The sequence below is a fragment of the Arthrobacter sp. ISL-72 genome, from assembly GCF_018613755.1.
In the GTDB taxonomy this organism is placed as follows: Bacteria; Actinomycetota; Actinomycetes; order Actinomycetales; family Micrococcaceae; genus Arthrobacter.
Genome location: NZ_JAGGPP010000032.1, coordinates 1 through 18,349 on the forward strand (window position 1 = coordinate 1; position 18,349 = coordinate 18,349).

Consider the following 18,349-nt stretch of genomic DNA (forward strand, 5'->3'; position numbering starts at 1 on the left):
CACGCTGCCGCAAGAAAAGACCGACTGCCCAGAGACCACGAAACCCACTAATTCAGCAGGCTCCTAAGCGCCGCATTGCCCCGCGGGACGCTCGAAGGAATCCCGGCGTCCCCGACTTCAGGCAGGGTCCTTTGTAGACTGTAGGGCGGACCGCAAGAGAACTTAAGGACTCCCGATGACCCACCCCCCAGCCGCCCAGCACTACAGCGAGCTCCAGGCTGGCTCTCTGCAGACCGGCCACCTCCTGCTCCTGCCCGACGGCGAACGGTCCGCGGAAATCCAGAGCGTCCTGGTGGAAAACGACGATTTCGGTACCCCCGCCGTTGTCCTCGCAACCCTTACCGGCGGGGGAATCCTGCGGATTGCCGCGGGGTCCGTGGTCCGTGCGGCGGGCCCCGCTGTGGGCACCTCCGCGGCGGACTCAGGTGAGGCCCGCTCCCCAGCGGAGACCACCTCCGAAGAGTCCGACGCCGCCACTCCGCTTCAGCTCCTCGGGCCCGCTGCTGTCGGGCCCGCCGGCGCAGGGGAGGGTCCTGCCGGGGAGGGTCCTGCCGGGGAGGGTTCCGCCGCGGCGGCTCCCGCCGTCGTCGTACCTCCCCGCCCGGCCACCACGCCCGCTACCGCAGGAAAGGATTCAGCAGCAGCTGCCGGCCCCAGCGAAGAGGAACTGGCGCTGATTCCCGAGCCCGCGGGGACGCCGGAGTGGGTGGTGGAGGCCGCCGCGGCGGCCCACCCGGACGCGGTAGGCGTGATGCTGCTGAGCGACCGGCTGGCCAAGGGCATCAATACCAAATCCGGCAGCTGCCTGAAGGACCTGAGTGACCTGGCCAACGAACTCTTCGTCATGCTCAAAGATGCCGACGGTGCACTGGCCGTCGCGGATCTGCTCAACGTCCTGCCTTTTGACGGCAACCCGGGCCGCTGGACCTCCGTGGAGGCCGCCCTGGCACTGTCCAGCTACATCTGCCGCCAGACCGGCCAGGACGCCCGGGCCGAGGTGTACGAAAAACTCCTCCGCGCCCCCGATGCGATGGAAACGGACCCGTTCAAGGCCCGCATCAACGCCAGGGTCCGCCAGCGTTCCCTGAACGAACCCAACCTGTACGACAAGGAAATCTTCCGGGCCATCGACAACTCCAACCCGGACGCGGAACGCGAATGGCGTCTGCTGCGGCTTGAAGCCCTGATGTTCCTGCGGGCGCACGGCGGTTCGGAAACCATCGGGCTGAAGGAGCTGGAGCGCCGGATCGGCAACGAACTGGAGTCGGTACGGGCCTAAGCGGGACTGTGGGGCCTAAGCGGGGCGCCCTTCAAGCTAAGGCCGGGGCGCCCGGCCCCTTTGGCCCTACCCCGGCGGCGCCGGGAGTTGTAGATTCACCCCATGACGAACAATCTGAGCGTTGTGATTAATTCCGATGCGCAGCAGGTTTGGACAATGCTGCGTGAACCGGCCAAGGTGGCCCAGTGGCACGGCTGGGAAGCAGATGACCTGGCCGCAGAAATCAACGAAATCTATTTCAAGGACACAGTGGTTGAAGGCCCGGACCACACGAGCCTGACTGTAGACGGCGGCGACGAATTCAATCTCAAACCCGTGTCCACCGGCACCGAGGTCAGCGTGACGCGGGCCGCGCTGGACCACAATTCCGAGTGGGCCGCCTGGGACGAGGACATCACCCAAAGCTGGCTGACGTTCCTCCAGCAGCTCCGCTTCGCGCTGGAGCGGCACCCGCACGGCAAACGCCGCACCGCCTTCTTTTCGGTTCCGGGCAGCGACGGCTCCGCGATCGACAAACTGGGACTGCGGGACATCCCGGCCCCCGGCGAGGAGTACTCGCTGACCCTCGCGACCGGGGAGAAGATCTCCGGCAGGGTCTGGTACCGGACCAACCACCAGGTGGGGCTCACGGTTCACAGCTACGCCGAACACGGAGACGGCCTGCTGGTCATGGCGGACCAGCCGCCGATTGCCGAAGTCAGGCCCGACGGCGGGTCCATGATCATCGTGTCCACCTACGATTTAGGGGCCCACCGGCTGGAGGAAATCCGCAACAGCTGGGACAGCTGGCGTGCTGAGAAATATCCCACCTCGGACCCCGTGCACTGACCGCCGGCTAAGCTTCCCGGACCTAAGCTGGCACACTTGAACCGTGCCTGCCAATACTGATTCTCCACACCCGCCTGTCGATCCGGGTGCCGCGGCCCTGCAGTCCGGATTTTCCTTCACGGTGGGCAAGCGGCTCAGTGAGACCTGCTCGCCGACGCCGGAGCAGGTGACAGCCAACGGCGGTGAGTTCCTAGGCCGCACCGGCACCATCAGCACCCCGCACGGTGAGATCAAGACGCCGGCCTTCATCGCCGTCGGTACCAAAGCCACGGTGAAATCGGTGCTGCCGGAGTCCATCGCGGAGCTCGGCGCCCAGGCGGTCCTGGCCAACGCGTACCATCTCTACCTCCAGCCGGGGGCGGACATCCTGGATGAAGCCGGCGGGCTGGGCGCCTTCATGAACTGGTCCGGGCCCACGTTCACGGACTCTGGCGGGTTCCAGGTCATGAGCCTTGGCTCGGGCTTCAAAAAGGTCATCGACATGAAATCGGTGGATTCGTCCGGTCCGGATGACGCGGTGGCTCCCGGCAAGGAACGCCTGGCCCACGTGGACGAAGACGGCGTGTGGTTCAAAAGCCACCTCAACGGCGACCGGCACCGCTTCAGCCCCGAGATTTCCATGAACGTCCAGCACCAGATCGGCGCGGACATCATGTTCGCCTTCGACGAGCTGACCACGCTCCAAAACTCGCGGGGCTACCAGGAAGAGTCCCTGGAACGCACCCGCCGCTGGGCCGAACGCTGCATCATTGAACACTTCCGGCTGACCTCCCAGCGGGTGGGCAAGCCCTACCAGGCGCTTTTCGGTGTCATCCAGGGCGCCCAGTACGAGGACCTGCGCCGCAAGGCCTGCGGGGACCTCGGCGCCATGAACTTCGACGGCTTCGGCATCGGCGGGGCGCTGGAGAAGGAAAATTTGGGCACCATCGTGCGCTGGTGCAATGAGGAACTTCCGGAGAACAAGCCGCGGCACCTGCTGGGCATCTCCGAACCGGATGACATCTTCACGGCGATCGAGAACGGCGCGGACACCTTCGACTGCGTCTCCCCCACACGGGTGGCCCGCAATTCGGCCTTCTACACGCCGGACGGACGCTTCAACCTCTCCGGCGCCAAGTACAAGCGCGACTTCGGGCCGCTGCAGGAAGGCTGCGACTGCTACGCCTGCCTGAACTACTCCCGGGCCTACATCCACCACCTTTTCAAGGCCAAGGAGATGGTCTCCGCCACGCTGATCTCCATCCACAACGAGCGCTTTGTGGTGAAGATGGTGGACGACGCCCGGCTCGCCATCGAGGCCGGCAACTTCTTCGACTTCAAGGCCGAGGCGCTGGGCCGCTACTACTCGGCGTCTTAGGGGCGGCTTCGGTCCTCAGGCCCGCGAAATCGCCGGAAACGTGCCAAGTCGCCGGAAGGCTACGGCGTTCTCGCACGTTTCCGGCGACGTCGCGTTTTCCACATAACGACGGCGGTGCCTCGCCTGCGTGCGGGCGACACACGAAGCTGGTGCCATGCCGCATCACAACACTCCTGCGCTACCGCCAACGGGAAACCTCTGGCGCACTGACCAGCTCCTCGAACTTGGCTATGGCTCGCGGTCCATCAGGTCCCTGCTGGATTCAGGGTCCCTGGTCCGGCTGCGCTACGGCTGCTATCTCCGCGCCAGTGTCTGGAACGCCCAGTCCCGTAGCGTCCGGAGCCGACAGCTGATTTATGCGCATGCACACGGAACACGCACGACGTCGACCGGCGCCTTCGTCTACAGCCACACTTCCGCAGCGCGGCTGCACCGCCTCTATCTCTGGAACGTGGACGACCTGATCCATATCCTGCAACCGGTCCGCCCGTCGAGTGAGCGCCACGGCAAGGATGTGCGGTGCCATACGCGTCCCTTCTCCGACCACGACGTTACTGTGGCGGGCCGGCTTCGAACGACTTCCCTGGAGCGGACCGTCGCGGACTGCACCATGATGCTGAGCTACCGGCAAGCACTGGTCGTTATGGACCATGCTCTTCGCATGGGCGCCGACCGGTCGCGCCTGCAGATGATGGCAGATTCGTTGGACGGGCATCGTGGTGTCCGGACATTCCGCCGCGTACTCGAAACGACCGACGTCCGCTCGGAATCCCCCGGCGAAACCCTTACCCGGGAGCTGATCCTCCGTCTGAAGATTAGACCGCCTGAGCTGCAGGTTGAAGTCACGAGCCGGATCGGGAGCCATCGTCTCGACTTCGCTTGGAAAGAGGAAAAGGTGGCCTTGGAATTCGACGGCAGGGTCAAATATTTCGACTACAAACCTACTGACGAAGTGCTCTTTGAGGAACGCCGCCGCGAAAAGGCCTTGACTGAGGACGGATGGCGCTTCGTCCGGGTCGAGTGGAAGGACCTCTTCAATGAGGCCGATTTCAAGAACCGTGTGCTCCGTGCTTTGGCCGGGCGGTCACGCAATGCGTACGCGCCCCGGTAGGCCCGAATTCGCTGGAAGCATGCCAAGTCGCCGGAAGGTTCCGGCGAACTCCCAGGTCTCCGGCGATTTCGGCGTTACGCGGGTGGCGGCGGGACGGAGCGGGCGCCTCTGCAGCCTACGCGGTCCCGTAGCTCGGTTCGCGCTTCTTGATCCAGCCGATGGCAAGTGCCGTCACGGGCACGAAGAGGAACTCCACCAGGGTCTTGTAGAGGAAGCCCACCAGAACGTAGTTCACGAACATGCCGAAGTCCGTGATGCCGATGACCGATGCCGCGATGCTGCAGAAAATCAGCGTGTCCACGAACTCACCGGCCACGGAGGATCCCATGATCCGCGCCCAGAGTGACTTTTCACCGGTGCGGGCCTTCATCTTCACCAGGATCCAGGAGTTGATCGTCTGTCCGGCCAGGAACGCCAGCAGCGAGGCCAGCACAATCTGCGGAACAGGCCCCAGCGCACCTTCGAGGGCGGCCTGTTTGGCGGTGCCGAACTCGTCATCGAAGCCCGGCAGCGCGATGATCACCCAGTAGCACAGCGACGCGAAGACGGAGAGGGCGAACGTGGTGATGATGGCCTTGCGTGCCACCCTGAATCCGTAGACCTCGCTGATGACGTCGCCCAGGATGTAGGCAAGCGGGAAGAGGAAGAAGCCGCCATCGGTGATGACCGGACCGATCGCTACACCCTTCGAAGCCCCGATGTTGGACAGGATCAGCACCACCGCCATGAAGGCCAGCATGATGCCGAAGTATGGGGAACCAATTGAGGCGAATTTCGGCGCCGCCGGGGCGGGGAAAGTCTTGGCGGAAGTCATGGGTGTCCATTCAGAGTGGTTCGCTCGGCCGCCCGGAAACTCCAGTGGAGTTCGCGGAAGCCGGCTGTATTAGCACTGGGAGGTGTTCCCGCGACATGGTGCCGCCGGAACCGTGTTCCATTCTCGCACCACGGCAGCATTCCAACCTCCCTCGTCAATCCGCCGGAATATTTGAACACGTTCAGTTTTCGTGCAACGATTCTTGAACACGTTCAAAAGTGGAATAGGGGTTTACCCATGGCAGGCAAAAGCAAGCAGACCCGGCAACTCCTGGCCGACGTGGCCCTGCGCATGTTCCGTGACGTCGGCTTTGAAAAGACCACCATGCGGGCCATTGCCAGCGAGGCCGGCGTGTCCGTGGGCAACGCGTACTACTACTTCGCGTCCAAGGACGAGCTGGTTCAGGAGCTGTATGTCCACGTTCAGGCGGAGCACGCAGCCAAGGCGGCGGAAGCCGTCGCCGGCATCAAGGACCTGAGCGGCAGGCTCAGGGCGGCCCTGCACGCCGGGCTGGACGTCATGGAGCCCTACCACCGCTTCGGTGCCGAATTCATCGCCACAGCTATCCGGCCGACATCGCCCGTCAACCCGTTCTCCGGCGAATCGACCGCCGCCCGCCAGTCGTCGCTCGCCATCTTCCGGAACATCGTGGACGGTGCCAGCCCCGCGGTTCCGAAGAAGCTCCGCGGCGACCTGCCGGAACTGCTGTGGCTCGGCTACATGGGAGTGGCGCTCTTTTGGGTCTACGACACGTCGGAGGACCGCCACCGCACGCGGAAACTCGTCGATGGGGCGGCGCCCCTGATTGCGCGGGGGCTTTCGCTCGCCAGGATCCCCGGGGTCAGCAAGGTCCTCGACGACGTCCTCAGCCTGAGCCGCAGCGTCCGCGACTAGCCGGGCTACGTCACGAACAACCATTGGGGGAAGAGATGAACGACAGAAAAACCATGGTGCTCGCCGGGGCCACCGGCTTTATCGGCCGGTACTTCCGGACGCGCTTTGAGCAGGAAGGCTGGCTGGTCCGCACCATCGGCCGCGGTGGCGCGGACACAGCACGGTGGGGCGACGACGACGGACTCACCCGCGCCGTCGACGGCGCCGAACTCCTGGTGAACCTCGCCGGACGTTCCGTGAACTGCCGGTACAACCAGCGGACCAAGGCGCAGATTCTGGATTCCCGCGTATCCACGACGGTGGAACTTGGCCGCGCGGTCGCCCGGTGCTCCACTCCCCCGGCGACGTGGCTGAATGCAAGCACCGCCACTATCTACCGCCATGCGGAAGACGTCCCTCAGGCGGAGAACCACGGCGAGTTCGGCGAAGGATTCTCGGTTGACGTCGCCCGGGCCTGGGAGTCCGCCCTGGCCGGAGCCGAAACGCCGGTGACCCGGAAAATCCCGCTGCGGATCTCGATCGTCCTCGGTCCCGGCGGCGGTGTGATGCGGCCCTTCACCACCCTGTCCAGGCTTGGCCTGGGCGGGCACATGGGCAGCGGCAGGCAAAAATTCAGCTGGGTCCACGTGGAGGACCTCTACCGCGCTGCCTTGTTTCTGCACCAGCGGACGGACATCACGGGGCCGGTGAACGTGGCCTCGCCCAACCCGGTGGACAACCGGGAGCTGATGCGGCTGGTCCGACGGGCCCATGGCGTTCCGTTCGGCCTTCCCACCCCCGCCTGGCTGCTGGAGCTCGGCGCAGTGCTGATTCGTACCGAGACCGAGCTGGTCCTCAAGAGCCGCTGGATTCAGCCGCAGAAGCTGCTTGACGCCGGCTTCAGCTTCCAGCATCCCGACCTGGGCGAAGCGCTCCGCGGCATCGCGGCGCGGCAGGACTGAGCCGCCCGCAACGGGTGGTCCCGGGCGCCATGCCGGCTCGCGGTCTGGAAGCTTGCCACAAGTACGACGACGGCGGGCCGCCGGCGCCCGGACCCGAAGTCCGGTAGCCGGCCACCCGCCGTCGTCCGTCCTGACGTTTCGACAGAAGGCGGGGACGCTACACGTTGAGGAGGTCCTGGTCCTTGTCTTCGTCCCTGCGGCCGTCGCGGCCGGTGTTGCCAGATTCGGCAGCTTGCCAGGCGTGGCCCTGCTCGCGGTCCAGGTGGGTGGACTCCTTGTTCTTCAGTGCGAAGATGTAGACCAGCAGCGAGATGCCGATGGCCACCGTGACGTAGGTGAAGAGGATCTCCACCTGGCCTGCCTTCTGCAGCGCGGCGCCGATCAGCGGGACGGTGCCGCCGAACATCGAGTTGGCCAGCGCGTAGCCCAGGCCGACGCCGAGGGCGCGGATCGAGGCCGGGAACAGCTCGGCCTTCACCAGGGCATTGATCGAGGTGTAGCCGCCGACGATGAGGAGCCCGCCCATCATCAGCAGGAACGCGATCATGGGATCCTTGGTGCCGGCCAGGGCGGACATCAGCGGCCAAGTGAACAGCACTCCGGTGATGCCGAACCAGAGCAGCAGCGGCTTGCGGCCGATCTTGTCCGAGATGATGCCGTAAACGGGCTGCAGCAGCATGAAGATGAACAGCGCCCAGAAGTTGATCACCGACGTCGTTTCCTTGGGGATGCCGCTGGTGTTGTTCATGAAGTTCAGGATGAAGTTGGTGTACGTGTAGAACGCCACGGTGCCGCCAAGTGTCACGCCGATGCAGATCAGCAGTGCCTTCCAGTGCTTGGTCAGCAGCAGCTTCATGGTGCCGGGCTGCGCGTCGCCTGCAGCAGGCCCAACCGCAGCTTCCAACTGGGTGGCGGAGACCGTTTCCTCCATGGAGCGGCGGAGCCAGAAGACCACGAGGGCAGCCACACCGCCGATGGCGAACGGGACGCGCCATCCCCATTCGGAGAGTGCTTCCTTGCCCATGGTGTTCTGCAGAACGACGAGGACCGCGAGCGCCAGCATCTGGCCGCCGATCAGAGTGACGTACTGGAAGCTGGAGAAGAATCCGCGGCGCTTCGCCGTCGCCGCCTCCGACATGTAGGTGGCGCTGGTGCCGTATTCACCGCCCACGGAGAAGCCCTGGACCAGGCGGGCGAGGACCAGCAGGACCAGCGCCCACACCCCGATCACGTCCTTGGTCGGCAGGATGGCAATGAAGAACGACCCTGCGGACATCATGGTCACGCTCAGGGTCAGTGCTGCTTTCCGGCCCTTCTGGTCGGCATAGCGGCCGAAGAACCAGCTGCCGATGGGGCGCATCAGGAACGTGACGGCGAAGACCGCCATGCCTTCCAGCGCGCCCTGCAGCGGGTCTTTGGAGTTGAAGAAGTGGGGCTGGAAGTAGGCCAGGAACGCCGTGTAGATGTAGACGTCGTACCACTCCACGAGATTGCCGGCCGAGCCCTTGAGGATGTTGCCTACGGCCTTCCTCGTCTGCGCCCTTTCGGTGAGTTGGATGCTCATCAATGAACCTTCCTGAATCGGGCGCCGCCGTCGGCAACCGTTGGGTGTTTGCTTGATGTCCGTGCCGTCTGAACCTGCGGTTCCCCGTCGGCGTCGACGGGCCCCTGAAGCAAAGGACTCCATCCAAACTATTGGTGATCCACGGCACAAGCTAAGCCGAACGGCATTTCCTAACACTTCCTTAGGTTTCCGTTCTTCAGGGCCCACCGCCTTCAACGCAGGGCGGAGGAAGCCGCCATGCCGGGAGAGCAACCGGCTGGAACGCTAAAATCCCTTCCAGGGGGTAGGCTCCAAAACGGGCTGCGAACAAAGGACCAGAAGGACAACCACAAAGGAACCTGCCATGGAAGTGCTCATCGTCGAGGACGACGACGCCATGGCGTCCGCCCTTGTCGCGGCGGTGGTTTCCGCCGGGCACAAGGCCACCAGGGTTGCCCGCGGGGCAGACGCCCTCCTGGTGCACAGGCGGTTCGAAGTGATCCTGCTGGACCTGGGGCTCCCGGATCTCGATGGCCTGGACGTGCTGCGGAAGCTCCGCCAGGTGACCTCCTGCCCGATTCTGATCCTCACGGCGCGGGACGATGAGCGCAGCGTGGTCCTTGGCCTGCGCTCCGGAGCGGATGATTACCTGGTCAAGCCGGTGAAGCTGGTGGAACTGCTGGCCCGGATCGAAGCCGTCACCCGGCGGACAGGCCGCTCAGGCGGCGTGCAGCACCACAGCATCGTGCTCGGGGACCTCGACGTCGACCTGGACCGCCGCGTCGCTGCTGTCGGTTCCAGGGTGCTGCCCCTGACGCCGACCGAGTTCCAGCTTCTCGCCCTGCTGGTCCGGAATGCGGGTTCGGTGGTCACGCGGGAACAGATTCTGGATGCCCTCTGGGGTGATGCCTTCCTTGCCTCCTCGAGGTCGCTCGACGTCCATCTCACGGGGTTGCGGGCAAAGCTCCAGCTTCCGGGCTTCATCATCAACGTCCGAGGCGTCGGCTACCGGGTAGAGGGGAACCCTGCGTGAGGCTCCGCGTCCTGGGCATCCTGGCCCTGCTTTCGGTCGTGGTGGTGCTGGCTGCTTCCGGCGCCATTCTGGCCTCCGCCAGCCGTGAGCTCACCCAGGAAGTGCAGATCAACCGCAACGCCGCCCTCAACAGGTTCGCCCAGGTGGCCTACGACGCGGCACTTGACGGTGACTCCACCCAGCTGCAGCGCGAGATGGAGGGCTACTCCCGGCTGTACGGCGAAGGGATCCTGATCCGCCTGCAGCACGGCACGCTGCGTTCGGGCGGCCTGAGCGAGGACGGGGCCGAGGTCCGGGATGCGGTTTCGCGGGCCAGCCTGAATGTGAGCGACACGGTCCTTCCCACGCTTCAACCGCTGGGCAGCGGCTCTGAGGTGATGTCCAGGTCCTTCGGCACAGCCAGCCAGGTGCTCGGCGAAGCTGTCCTTGAGGTCAATCTGGACGCGGCCCGGCAGAAACTGCGGGAGCGCTGGCTCGTCGTCGGACTGGCTGCGGCGGTGACGGAAGCCCTCCTCCTCCTGGCCGCCGCGCGGTTGACTGGCTGGGTGCTGCGCCCCGTCCATCGCCTGAACGCTGCCGTGACCGAATTGGAAGCAACCGGCAGGAGCAGCCAGCTGCCCGCGGACGGCCCGCCCGAATTGAGGGAGCTGACCAGGTCCTTCAGCGCAATGGCGCAGACCGTCACCGAAAGCATCGACTCGCAGCGGCAGCTGATTGCCGATACTTCCCACCAGCTGCGCAACCCGGTGGGCGCCCTCAGGCTGAGGATCGACCTGCTGCACCTCGAACTGCAGACGGACCTGCAGTTGGCTGCCGCCGCCGGGGTGGTGGCAGAGCTTGAACGCGTCGAAGAGCTCCTTGACGGGGTGCTGAAGCTGGCGGCTGCGGAGCACAAGGCGTTTGAGGGCTCGGCCCGCAGCGCCCTGCGCCCGGATTCCCGGCGAAACCCCGGCCTGATCGATCCGTTTCCCGTGCTGCAGGAGGAAGTGGAACGGGCGGCTCCCGCAGCCCGGAGCGCCGGGGCAACCTTGGTGCTGGAGGAACACCCCGGGTTTCCGCTTCAGCTGGCATGCAATCCGGACGAGCTGGCGCATATGGTGGGCGAGCTTCTAGCCAACGCCATCAAGTACGTTCCGGGCGCCCGGATCTCGGTGGCGGTCCGTCCGCAGGCAGGACGCCTGCGGATCGAGGTGTCCGACGACGGGCCCGGACTTTCCGCCGACGAACGCGCCGCTTCCACCGGCAGGTTCTGGCGCTCCCCCCAGCACAAGGAGATCCCGGGCAACGGGCTGGGCATGACCATCGTGGACAGGCTCGCGGAGGCGAACGGTGCCCGGCTTGTGCTGGCGGAGCGGTCGCCGCACGGACTCGTCGCCCGCCTCGACTTTCCGGACCCGGCATCCTCAACTGGCGCGGGGCCGGAACCAGGGCCCGGACCGGCTCCGCGTCCAGGGCGGGAGTCTACCCATGACTGAAACCGGGAGCTTTGCCCATCTTCCGTCCCGCCGGGCTGCCGTCCGGGCGGGGCTGGCCATGGGGCTGTCCGGCCTTCTGCTTCCCGCGGTCAACGCATGCACGCCGGATGATCGCGGCCGAACGGTAACGGTGGCCGGAGGCGAGCCCGGTGGCTTTTACCTCGAGTTTTCCACCCTGCTGGCGGAGTCCCTCGAGCGCCACGAGGTGGTGGGAACTGCCGTTCCCCAGGTGACGGGCGGCAGCCTAGAGAACATCCAGCGGCTCCTCGCCGGCGACGCCACGTTCGCCGTCTCGCTGGCTGATGCTGCCGCGCAGCAGGCGGCGGCCCCGGCATCGCCAGCGACAGCACCGCCGTCGGGAGCGGGCGGGATTGTCGCCCTCGGCAAGGTCTACGAGAACTACGTCCACTGCCTGGTGCGGAAGGACAGCGGCATCCGCACCTTCGCCGACCTTGCCGGGAAGACCGCCGCCATTGGAGAAGTCGGCTCGGGCACGTCCCTGACGGCGCACCGCATCATCACTGCCTCCGGCCTGTCCGCCACTGTCAATGGCGCCGGAAACACGGCCTCGAACAATCCGCTCAGGGAAGTGAACTTCGGCCTCAACGACGGACTCGCAGCCCTCAGAGCCGGGTCCGTGGATGCCCTCTTCTGGTCCGGCGGGGTGCCCACGGCCGCCATCACGGCGGTCAACAAGGAGGTCGGGCTAGCTCTGATCGACCTGTCCGCACAAGTCCGGGTAACCCGGGCGCGATACGGCGGCTTCTACGACCGGGTGCTGATCCCTGAGAACAGCTACGAAGGCATTCCCGGCAGCTGGACGGTGGGTGTGGCCAACCTGCTCCTGTGCCGCGAGGACCTGGATCACCGCATCGTGAAGCGGACCGTCGAACTGCTGGTGGGCCAGGCCCGGGAACTCATCCCGAGGTCCAGCCTGGGGGTGCAGTTCCTGAGCCCCGAAACGCTGATCAACACGGTGGGTGTGCCGCTGCATCCGGCGGCGGCCGCGGCTTACCGCGACCTGCACGGCTAACCGCGGCCACGCATCATGCGGTTAGGAACGGGGGTCGGCCACGATGCCCATGAACAGCGGCAGGCCGGTTTCCCCGTGCACGATCTGGTAGTGGAACGGCCGGTCGAATTCGATGGTCCGCTCGGGCTGCGGCGGGGCACTGGTGGCCTCTCCGTTGATCTGGGTGACAGCGGCCGCAACAGTGCCCTTTTCCGCGACCGTGATGTTGGCAGCCTGAGCAGCCTGGGTGATTGCCATCTTGGGCTGGATGTTGTTGAAGTCCTCAGTGGTGGTGAGCATTTTCTGCAGTCCCAGCGATCCGAAGACCTTGCGCAGGTCAAAACTGGATTTGTGATCCCAGCGCGGCAGCTGGATCTGCACGGGTGCGGGCGCCGCCGAGTCGAAGGCGTCCGCGATTTCCGCCAGCTGTGGCGCAGCGAATATGGCCGAAGAATCCGTGACCTCGGGCAGGACGAGGCGCATGACGAATCCCTCCCCGTAAGGCAGGTCCACGCCGCGCCAGCCGTTTCCTTCCGCGTAGGTCATCTTCAGCTCGTTGTGCATCGCAGGGGCGTCAACTACCTCCCCGGAGTATGTCGTGAAGGGCAGGTCAGAGGTGTCGTTGGGGTCGAACGGCGCCTTCCAGGCCGACGCGAAGTACAGGGAATTGAGCAGGCTGAAGGTGTTCCTGGGATCGTACTTGGCGGGTGCTTCCTTGATCCTGCCGCCTGTGTTCTTGTTGACCCATGCGTCGATGGCGGGCTTGGCGGCACCCTCATCGCTGAAGTCGACGGGATACACGCCGGTCCCGTAGTGCCGGGCCAGTGTGTCGAGGAAGGACTGACCGGCGAGGACATCCTTGTCCACGAACAGCCCATTGGCGGCGTGCATCACAGGTGTCCGCGGCGGGTTGTCCTCGTCCACGCTGCCGGGATCGCCGTCGAACTTCTCAAGCGAGGCGAGCACCGCGTTCATCGCTTCATCACGGTTCTGCACGGGAAGTTTCAGGATGTTGTCCAGCTCTGCTGCCGACTCCCCCGACGTGCCGGTACGAAGCATCGCCAAGGCAATCAGCAGGCTGCCTGGCGACGACACCACGTTTCCCTTGGAACCGTCGCCGCCGTCGGCCAGGAGGGCCTGGCCGAGGACGAACGCGGAAGCCCGGAAGGACCGCAGCTCAGCGGCATAAACGCCCCTGTCCACCGAGACCCGTTCCACGCCGTCGGCCTTCAGGAGCTCCGGAGACGGCGCCGAACATGCGGTAAGCGCCACGAGCGCGCCCGCCGTCGCAATTCTGGCCACGTGGAATGCCTTCATGTTTCCCCCTTGGTTTTGCCTACCGGCACTTGACGGGATGCCCGCCGTCTTTAGTCAAGCAGACGGCGCTCCGCAGAACGACGCCGGTAAAGTCACGGTTTGCCGACGTTTTGGTCTCACCCTTCCGACGCTCTCCCACTTTCTGCAACGTTTTCGGCAACGCTCTCTCAGCTGCACGGGCGTATCCTCGAGGCATCCCGGAAGTCGGAGGTGCGCTCGATGGCACAGCATTTCAGCGACGTTGAAGAGTACATTGCCTCGTTCCCCGCCGAGGTGCAGGGGATCCTCCAGGAGATCCGGCGCAGGTGCCACACCGCGGTGCCGGGTTCCGGCGAAATGATCAGCTATGGCATCCCGACAATCACTGTGGACGGCAGGTACGTCGTCTATTTCGCAGCGTGGGCACATCACATTTCCGTATATCCCGTGCCCGCCGGTGACGAGGACTTCGCGGCTGGGATAGCGCCGTACCGGGCAGCCAAGGGGACGCTGAAATTCCCCCTGGCCAAACCGATCCCCTACGAGCTCATCGAAAAGACGGCGGCGCTGCTCGCGTCCGGGCGGCAGCAGCGGTAACGCCGTCGGAAAGCGGACGACGGCGGGCTGGGAACCTTACGGTCGGCGCATCTTCCTGGCGGGGACCCGGTCAGCTGGGGAACCTAGCTCCGCGGGATGTTGCGCAGGTTGCTCCGCGCCATGCTAACGGCCTCGCCGGCGCCGCGGTTCAAAACCACCTTCGACATGGCCGTGGCGAACCCAAGGACCTGCGCACCCTTGATTTTCGGCGGAAGCGAGAGTGCCTTCGGATCCGTGATGAGTTCCACCAGTGACGGGCCGGGATGCGCGAAAGCTTGGCGGTAGGCCTCTTCAACCAGGGCGGGATCGGTGACGCGGACGGCGTGGAAGCCGAGGGCACGGGCCACGGCTGCGTAGTCGGCGTCAGGCACGTCAACGCCGAAATCAGGCAGGCCGTCCACGAGCATTTCGAGTTTGACCATGCCCAGGGTGGAGTTGTTGAAGACCACCACCCTGACCGGCAGCCGGTGCGCGGCCACCGTGACGAGCTCCCCGAGCAGCATGGACAGCCCTCCATCGCCGGAGACCGAAATGACCTGGCGTCCGGGGTACGCCAACTGCGCGCCGATGGCGTGGGGCAGGGCGTTGGCCATGGAGCCGTGCAGGAAGGAGCCGATGAGCCTGCGGGTGCCCAGTGGGTTGATGTAGCGGGCGGTCCAAACGTTGCACATGCCGGTGTCCGCGGTGAAGATGGCGTCCTCGGCCGCCACCTGATCCAACAGGGAGGCCGCATACTCCGGGTGGATCGGCTGCTTCTTTTCGACCTTGCGGGTGTAGGCTCCGACGGCCTTGTTCATGAGCTTGTCGTGCTTCTTCAGCATCTGGTTGAGGAAGCGCCGGCTCTTCTTCGGAGCCAGCAACGGCATCAGGGCCTTGAGGGTGGGCAGCACGTCGCCATGGACGGCAATGTCGACGTCGGTCCGCCGGCCCAGCTTGTGGGCAGCACTGTCCACTTGGGCGGTGCGGGTGTCCGGAAGGAACTGGTCGTAGGGAAAGTCGGTCCCGAGCAGGATGAGCAGGTCGGCGTCCTCGATCCCCTCGGCCGCAGCGCCGTATCCAAGCAACCCGGTCATGCCGATGTCGTACTGGTTGTCGTACTGCATGAAGTCCTTGCCGCGCAGCGTGTGGCCGATCGGGGCGCCGATCAGTTCTGCGAGGGCGATGACTTCGTCGTGGGCACCCTGCGTTCCTGCTCCTGCGAAGATCGCAACCTTGTTGGCCGCGTTGATGGCGTCAGCGAACTCCCTGACGCTCGCCGGGTCGGGTGTCAGGGTGGCGCGCCGGAATGTTGCGGGCAACGGCGTTTCGCCGGTGGCCTCCACCCCGGCGATATCGCCGGGAAGCGTGACGACGGCGACTCCTCCGAGTGCGACGGCGTGCTGGATCGCGCTGTGCACCACGCGTGGCGACTGTTCCGCTGTACTTATCAGCTCGGAGTACACCGAGCATTCGTTGAAGATCCGGTCCGGATGCGTTTCCTGGAAGAATCCGCTGCCGATCTGCTTGCTCGGAATGTGCGATGCAATGGCCAGCACGGGAGCGCCGGAGCGGTTGGCGTCGTAGAGCCCGTTGATCAGGTGGAGGTTGCCGGGGCCGCAGGACCCCGCGCAGACGGCAAGCTTTCCCGTGAGCTGGGCTTCCGCCGCAGCCGCGAAGGCAGCAGCTTCCTCATGCCGGACGTGGATCCAGTCGATGCCGCCCTGTTGGGAGCCGCCCGTCTTGCGGACAGCATCGACGATCGGGTTGAGGCTGTCGCCCACGATCCCGTAGATGCGCTGCACTCCGGCAGCCTGGAGTTGTTCGATGAGCTGGGTGGCGAGTTCCTTGGCCATGTGTGCACACTCCCGCGATCAGGTTGATGGGCTGACAGGTTGATGGGCTGATAGGGCCAATATAGTCCGCGTGCCTTGGGTGGGTTCCAGGTTCCCGTCGACGACGGCCGCCGGGAACCGGAGGTGGGCCGGTGCGGACCGTTTTTCCACATACGGATGGTCGCCGTTGAAGCCAAGCGTTCCCCACTCATAGCGTTTCCGGAAAGGCATTCAGCCTTTTGCCACAACCACAGTAAGGATCGATTTTGGCCAACAAAACCCGCCGCCGCCGGCAGGCAAGACGGAACTCCCGCAGGGGCCACCCTGCGGGAGAACCAGCCCCCAGACCAGCTTTCGTTGGTTTGCACCAAGGCGACCAGGAAGTGGGTTCCCTCATCGCATTCGTGACTTGGCACCGGGAACACGGGATGTTGCCAGACCTCGTTCCCGTCCTGGGGCACCTGATCGCGTTCTTCCCGATTTACTCCGACATCTCTGGCGGCGCCACAGTGACCGCAATGGACCCCGGACTCATCGCTGAACATGTGGAGTTGCTTAAAGAGAGTGATGCCGAATTTGCATCCTTTTTCTGTGCCTCCCTGTATGAATACATGCATTTTCTGAGACATACGGGCCGCTGGTCCGGCACCGACGGAAGCCACCAGGTTTTGCACGATGTCCTCTATCACGGGATCCTCAACGAAAAATTTTCCTAGGGTGGCTGCGCACGCGAGCCGGAAGCAGTCGTCAAGTCTCAGGCAAGAGTGCGTGAGTGTCCCGGGAAAACCCGCTGGAAGTGAGAGAGCGTCGCGGGAAAACCCGCCGAAAGTGAGAGAGCGTTGCCTCAGCTGTCCGAGTGTGCTTGCAGGAAGCTGTACACCTCGGTCTCGTCCACGCCCGGGAAGGCTCCCGGGGGCATGGCCGCGAGCAGGTGGGAGTGTGCACGCGCGGACGGCCAGGCGTTGCCTGCCCACTCGGACGTCAGCGACGCCGGCGGCCGCTTGCAGCAGGCGGGATCCGGGCAATTGGACGTGGCCCGCGCCGTCGTCTCCCGGCCACGGAACCACTTCACGTGCTGGTACGGCACGCCGATGCTCAGCGAAAACTCCCCGCTTGCCGACCGTTCCGTCCGTGCCGTGCACCAGTACGTGCCCGACGGCGTGTCCGTGTATTGGCTGTAGGCGCTGAACTTGTCCGGGACGTCGAACACCGCCCGCGAGGTCCAGGCCTTGCAGGATGGCTGCCCCTCGATGGCGCCGGTGTGGTCCTGCGGGAAGCTAACGCCGTCGTTCTCGTAGGCCTTGTAGATGATTCCGCTTTGGTGGGTCTTCTGGAAATGCGTGGTGATGCCCAGGTGTTTGGTGGCCAGGTTCGTGAACCGGTGGGCCGCAGTTTCATAGGAAACGGCGAAGGCGTCACGAATGTCCTCGACAGCGATTTCCTTCGCGGCCTTCGCTTTTTGCAGAAATTCCACAGTGGCCTGCTCCGGCAGGAGGAGCGCCGCCGCGAAATAGTTCGTGGCAACCCGCTGGGCGAGGAAATCGCCGTAGTTCCGGGGTGTTTCATGGCCCAGCACGTAGTGGCCGAGGGCCTGCAGCAGCACGGAGCGGGGGTCGTGGTCCTGCCGCTGGCTCTGGGTGAGATAAATTCTGCGGTTCTTCAAATCGGTCACCGAACGCGTGGAATGCGGCAGATCACCCACATGGTGAAGGGTGAACCCGAGGTGCGCGGCGATGTCCGCGATGACGTGCTGGCTCAGCGGTCCGGTCGTGTAGCCCACCTCTTTGAGAACCTTCTGCGCCTCGGCCTCATACTCCGGAAAATAGTTCCCGCGTTCCCGCATCATGGCGCGCAGTTCACCGTTCGCGCGGCGGGCTTCTTCCGGTGTGGCCACCTGTTCATTCATCTTGCGTTCGAGCTCGTGCAGCAGCCCCACCTGCGCCTCCAGGACATCCAGCGGCAAACGCGAACTGACGCGGATTTTGGGCAGGTTCAGCGACTCGTAAAGGGGGCCCCGCTGGTAGCGTTCGAGCTCGATTTCCAGGCCCGCCCGGCGGCTGGGCGGTTCGGCTCCGAGCAACTGGTCGATGGTGACGTTGAGCGCCGTTGCCAGGTGCTGTAGCAGGCCGAGTTTGGGTTCCCGCTTGCCGTTCTCAATCAGGCTTAACTGGCTCGGCGCGGTGCCGACGGCGGCACTCAGGTCATCCAGCGTCAGTCCCGCCTGTTTGCGCAGGTGGCGCACGCGGCGACCGAGCGAGATAACGTCCAGTTCCGCCGTCGGCTGCGGCGACGACGATTGCGAAACTTCCCTGTTCCAGCTTGAAGGCGACATTTATGAAGAATACGTGAAGAACTGCA

General features: G+C 64.9%; 16 protein-coding genes. 11 read left to right on the forward strand and 5 right to left on the reverse strand.

Annotated elements, in window-relative coordinates; all coding sequences use genetic code 11:
• The first annotated feature begins 175 nt into the window (after positions 1 to 175).
• From J7I92_RS20325 to J7I92_RS20340, 4 genes are all read left to right on the forward strand, one after another.
• A complete protein-coding gene (locus J7I92_RS20325) occupies positions 176 to 1,279 on the forward strand; it encodes a DUF6707 family protein (protein ID WP_214843450.1) in 1,104 nt (367 codons plus the stop codon).
• A 102-nt stretch (positions 1,280 to 1,381) separates the two neighbouring features.
• On the forward strand, positions 1,382 to 2,107 hold the full coding sequence (locus J7I92_RS20330; RefSeq protein ID WP_214843451.1) for an SRPBCC domain-containing protein: 726 nt from the start codon (positions 1,382 to 1,384) through the stop codon (positions 2,105 to 2,107).
• Positions 2,108 to 2,150: 43 nt separating this feature from the next.
• The gene (tgt, locus tag J7I92_RS20335) at positions 2,151 to 3,464 is read left to right on the forward strand and encodes a tRNA guanosine(34) transglycosylase Tgt (protein WP_214843452.1); all 1,314 of its coding nucleotides are present in this window, start codon (positions 2,151 to 2,153) and stop codon (positions 3,462 to 3,464) included.
• A gap of 154 nt (positions 3,465 to 3,618) precedes the next feature.
• Positions 3,619 to 4,575, forward strand: a complete 957-nt coding sequence (locus tag J7I92_RS20340; RefSeq protein WP_214843453.1) for a type IV toxin-antitoxin system AbiEi family antitoxin domain-containing protein — start codon at positions 3,619 to 3,621, stop codon at positions 4,573 to 4,575.
• A 115-nt stretch (positions 4,576 to 4,690) separates the two neighbouring features.
• Here the strand turns inward: J7I92_RS20340 and J7I92_RS20345 are convergent, their stop codons facing one another.
• The gene (locus J7I92_RS20345; RefSeq protein ID WP_214843454.1) at positions 4,691 to 5,389 is read right to left on the reverse strand and encodes a queuosine precursor transporter; all 699 of its coding nucleotides are present in this window, start codon (positions 5,387 to 5,389) and stop codon (positions 4,691 to 4,693) included.
• Positions 5,390 to 5,626: 237 nt separating this feature from the next.
• Here J7I92_RS20345 and J7I92_RS20350 point away from each other — a divergent pair, with 237 nt between their 5' ends.
• Both J7I92_RS20350 and J7I92_RS20355 read left to right on the forward strand, forming a co-directional pair.
• A complete protein-coding gene (locus tag J7I92_RS20350) occupies positions 5,627 to 6,283 on the forward strand; it encodes a TetR/AcrR family transcriptional regulator (protein ID WP_214843455.1) in 657 nt (218 codons plus the stop codon).
• A gap of 35 nt (positions 6,284 to 6,318) precedes the next feature.
• On the forward strand, positions 6,319 to 7,224 hold the full coding sequence (locus J7I92_RS20355) for a TIGR01777 family oxidoreductase (protein WP_214843456.1): 906 nt from the start codon (positions 6,319 to 6,321) through the stop codon (positions 7,222 to 7,224).
• A gap of 157 nt (positions 7,225 to 7,381) precedes the next feature.
• On the opposite strand, the gene J7I92_RS20360 is transcribed toward J7I92_RS20355, so the two are convergent.
• A complete protein-coding gene (locus J7I92_RS20360; protein WP_214843457.1) occupies positions 7,382 to 8,788 on the reverse strand; it encodes an MFS transporter in 1,407 nt (468 codons plus the stop codon).
• A gap of 343 nt (positions 8,789 to 9,131) precedes the next feature.
• Between J7I92_RS20360 and J7I92_RS20365 the strand changes: the two genes are divergently transcribed.
• Genes J7I92_RS20365 through J7I92_RS20375 form a run of 3 tightly spaced genes read left to right on the forward strand, consistent with a single transcriptional unit; the run spans position 9,132 to position 12,308 of the window.
• Positions 9,132 to 9,800 (forward strand): response regulator transcription factor, encoded by a 669-nt coding sequence (locus tag J7I92_RS20365; RefSeq protein ID WP_214843459.1) that lies wholly within the window; start codon positions 9,132 to 9,134, stop codon positions 9,798 to 9,800.
• Entirely contained in the window at positions 9,797 to 11,275 is a 1,479-nt protein-coding gene (locus J7I92_RS20370) for a HAMP domain-containing sensor histidine kinase (protein ID WP_214843461.1), read from the forward strand. Before J7I92_RS20365 ends, J7I92_RS20370 begins: the two co-directional genes overlap by 4 nt.
• The gene (locus J7I92_RS20375) at positions 11,268 to 12,308 is read left to right on the forward strand and encodes a TAXI family TRAP transporter solute-binding subunit (protein ID WP_214843462.1); all 1,041 of its coding nucleotides are present in this window, start codon (positions 11,268 to 11,270) and stop codon (positions 12,306 to 12,308) included. Before J7I92_RS20370 ends, J7I92_RS20375 begins: the two co-directional genes overlap by 8 nt.
• A 21-nt stretch (positions 12,309 to 12,329) precedes the next feature.
• Here J7I92_RS20375 and J7I92_RS20380 read toward each other — a convergent pair whose 3' ends face one another.
• Positions 12,330 to 13,604 carry a serpin family protein gene (locus J7I92_RS20380; RefSeq protein WP_214843463.1) on the reverse strand — a complete coding sequence of 425 codons (1,275 nt, stop codon included), beginning with the start codon at positions 13,602 to 13,604 and terminating at the stop codon, positions 12,330 to 12,332.
• Between the two features lie 219 nt (positions 13,605 to 13,823).
• Here J7I92_RS20380 and J7I92_RS20385 point away from each other — a divergent pair, with 219 nt between their 5' ends.
• Complete coding sequence (locus tag J7I92_RS20385) at positions 13,824 to 14,180, forward strand: iron chaperone (RefSeq protein ID WP_214843464.1); 357 nt, start codon at positions 13,824 to 13,826, stop codon at positions 14,178 to 14,180.
• Positions 14,181 to 14,263: 83 nt separating this feature from the next.
• Here J7I92_RS20385 and J7I92_RS20390 read toward each other — a convergent pair whose 3' ends face one another.
• On the reverse strand, positions 14,264 to 16,012 hold the full coding sequence (locus tag J7I92_RS20390) for a pyruvate dehydrogenase (RefSeq protein ID WP_214843465.1): 1,749 nt from the start codon (positions 16,010 to 16,012) through the stop codon (positions 14,264 to 14,266).
• A gap of 362 nt (positions 16,013 to 16,374) precedes the next feature.
• Between J7I92_RS20390 and J7I92_RS20395 the strand changes: the two genes are divergently transcribed.
• Entirely contained in the window at positions 16,375 to 16,707 is a 333-nt protein-coding gene (locus tag J7I92_RS20395) for a hypothetical protein (RefSeq protein ID WP_214843466.1), read from the forward strand.
• A 128-nt stretch (positions 16,708 to 16,835) separates the two neighbouring features.
• Here the strand turns inward: J7I92_RS20395 and J7I92_RS20400 are convergent, their stop codons facing one another.
• The gene (locus tag J7I92_RS20400) at positions 16,836 to 18,323 is read right to left on the reverse strand and encodes an XRE family transcriptional regulator (RefSeq protein WP_214843467.1); all 1,488 of its coding nucleotides are present in this window, start codon (positions 18,321 to 18,323) and stop codon (positions 16,836 to 16,838) included.
• Between the last annotated feature and the right edge of the window lie 26 nt (positions 18,324 to 18,349).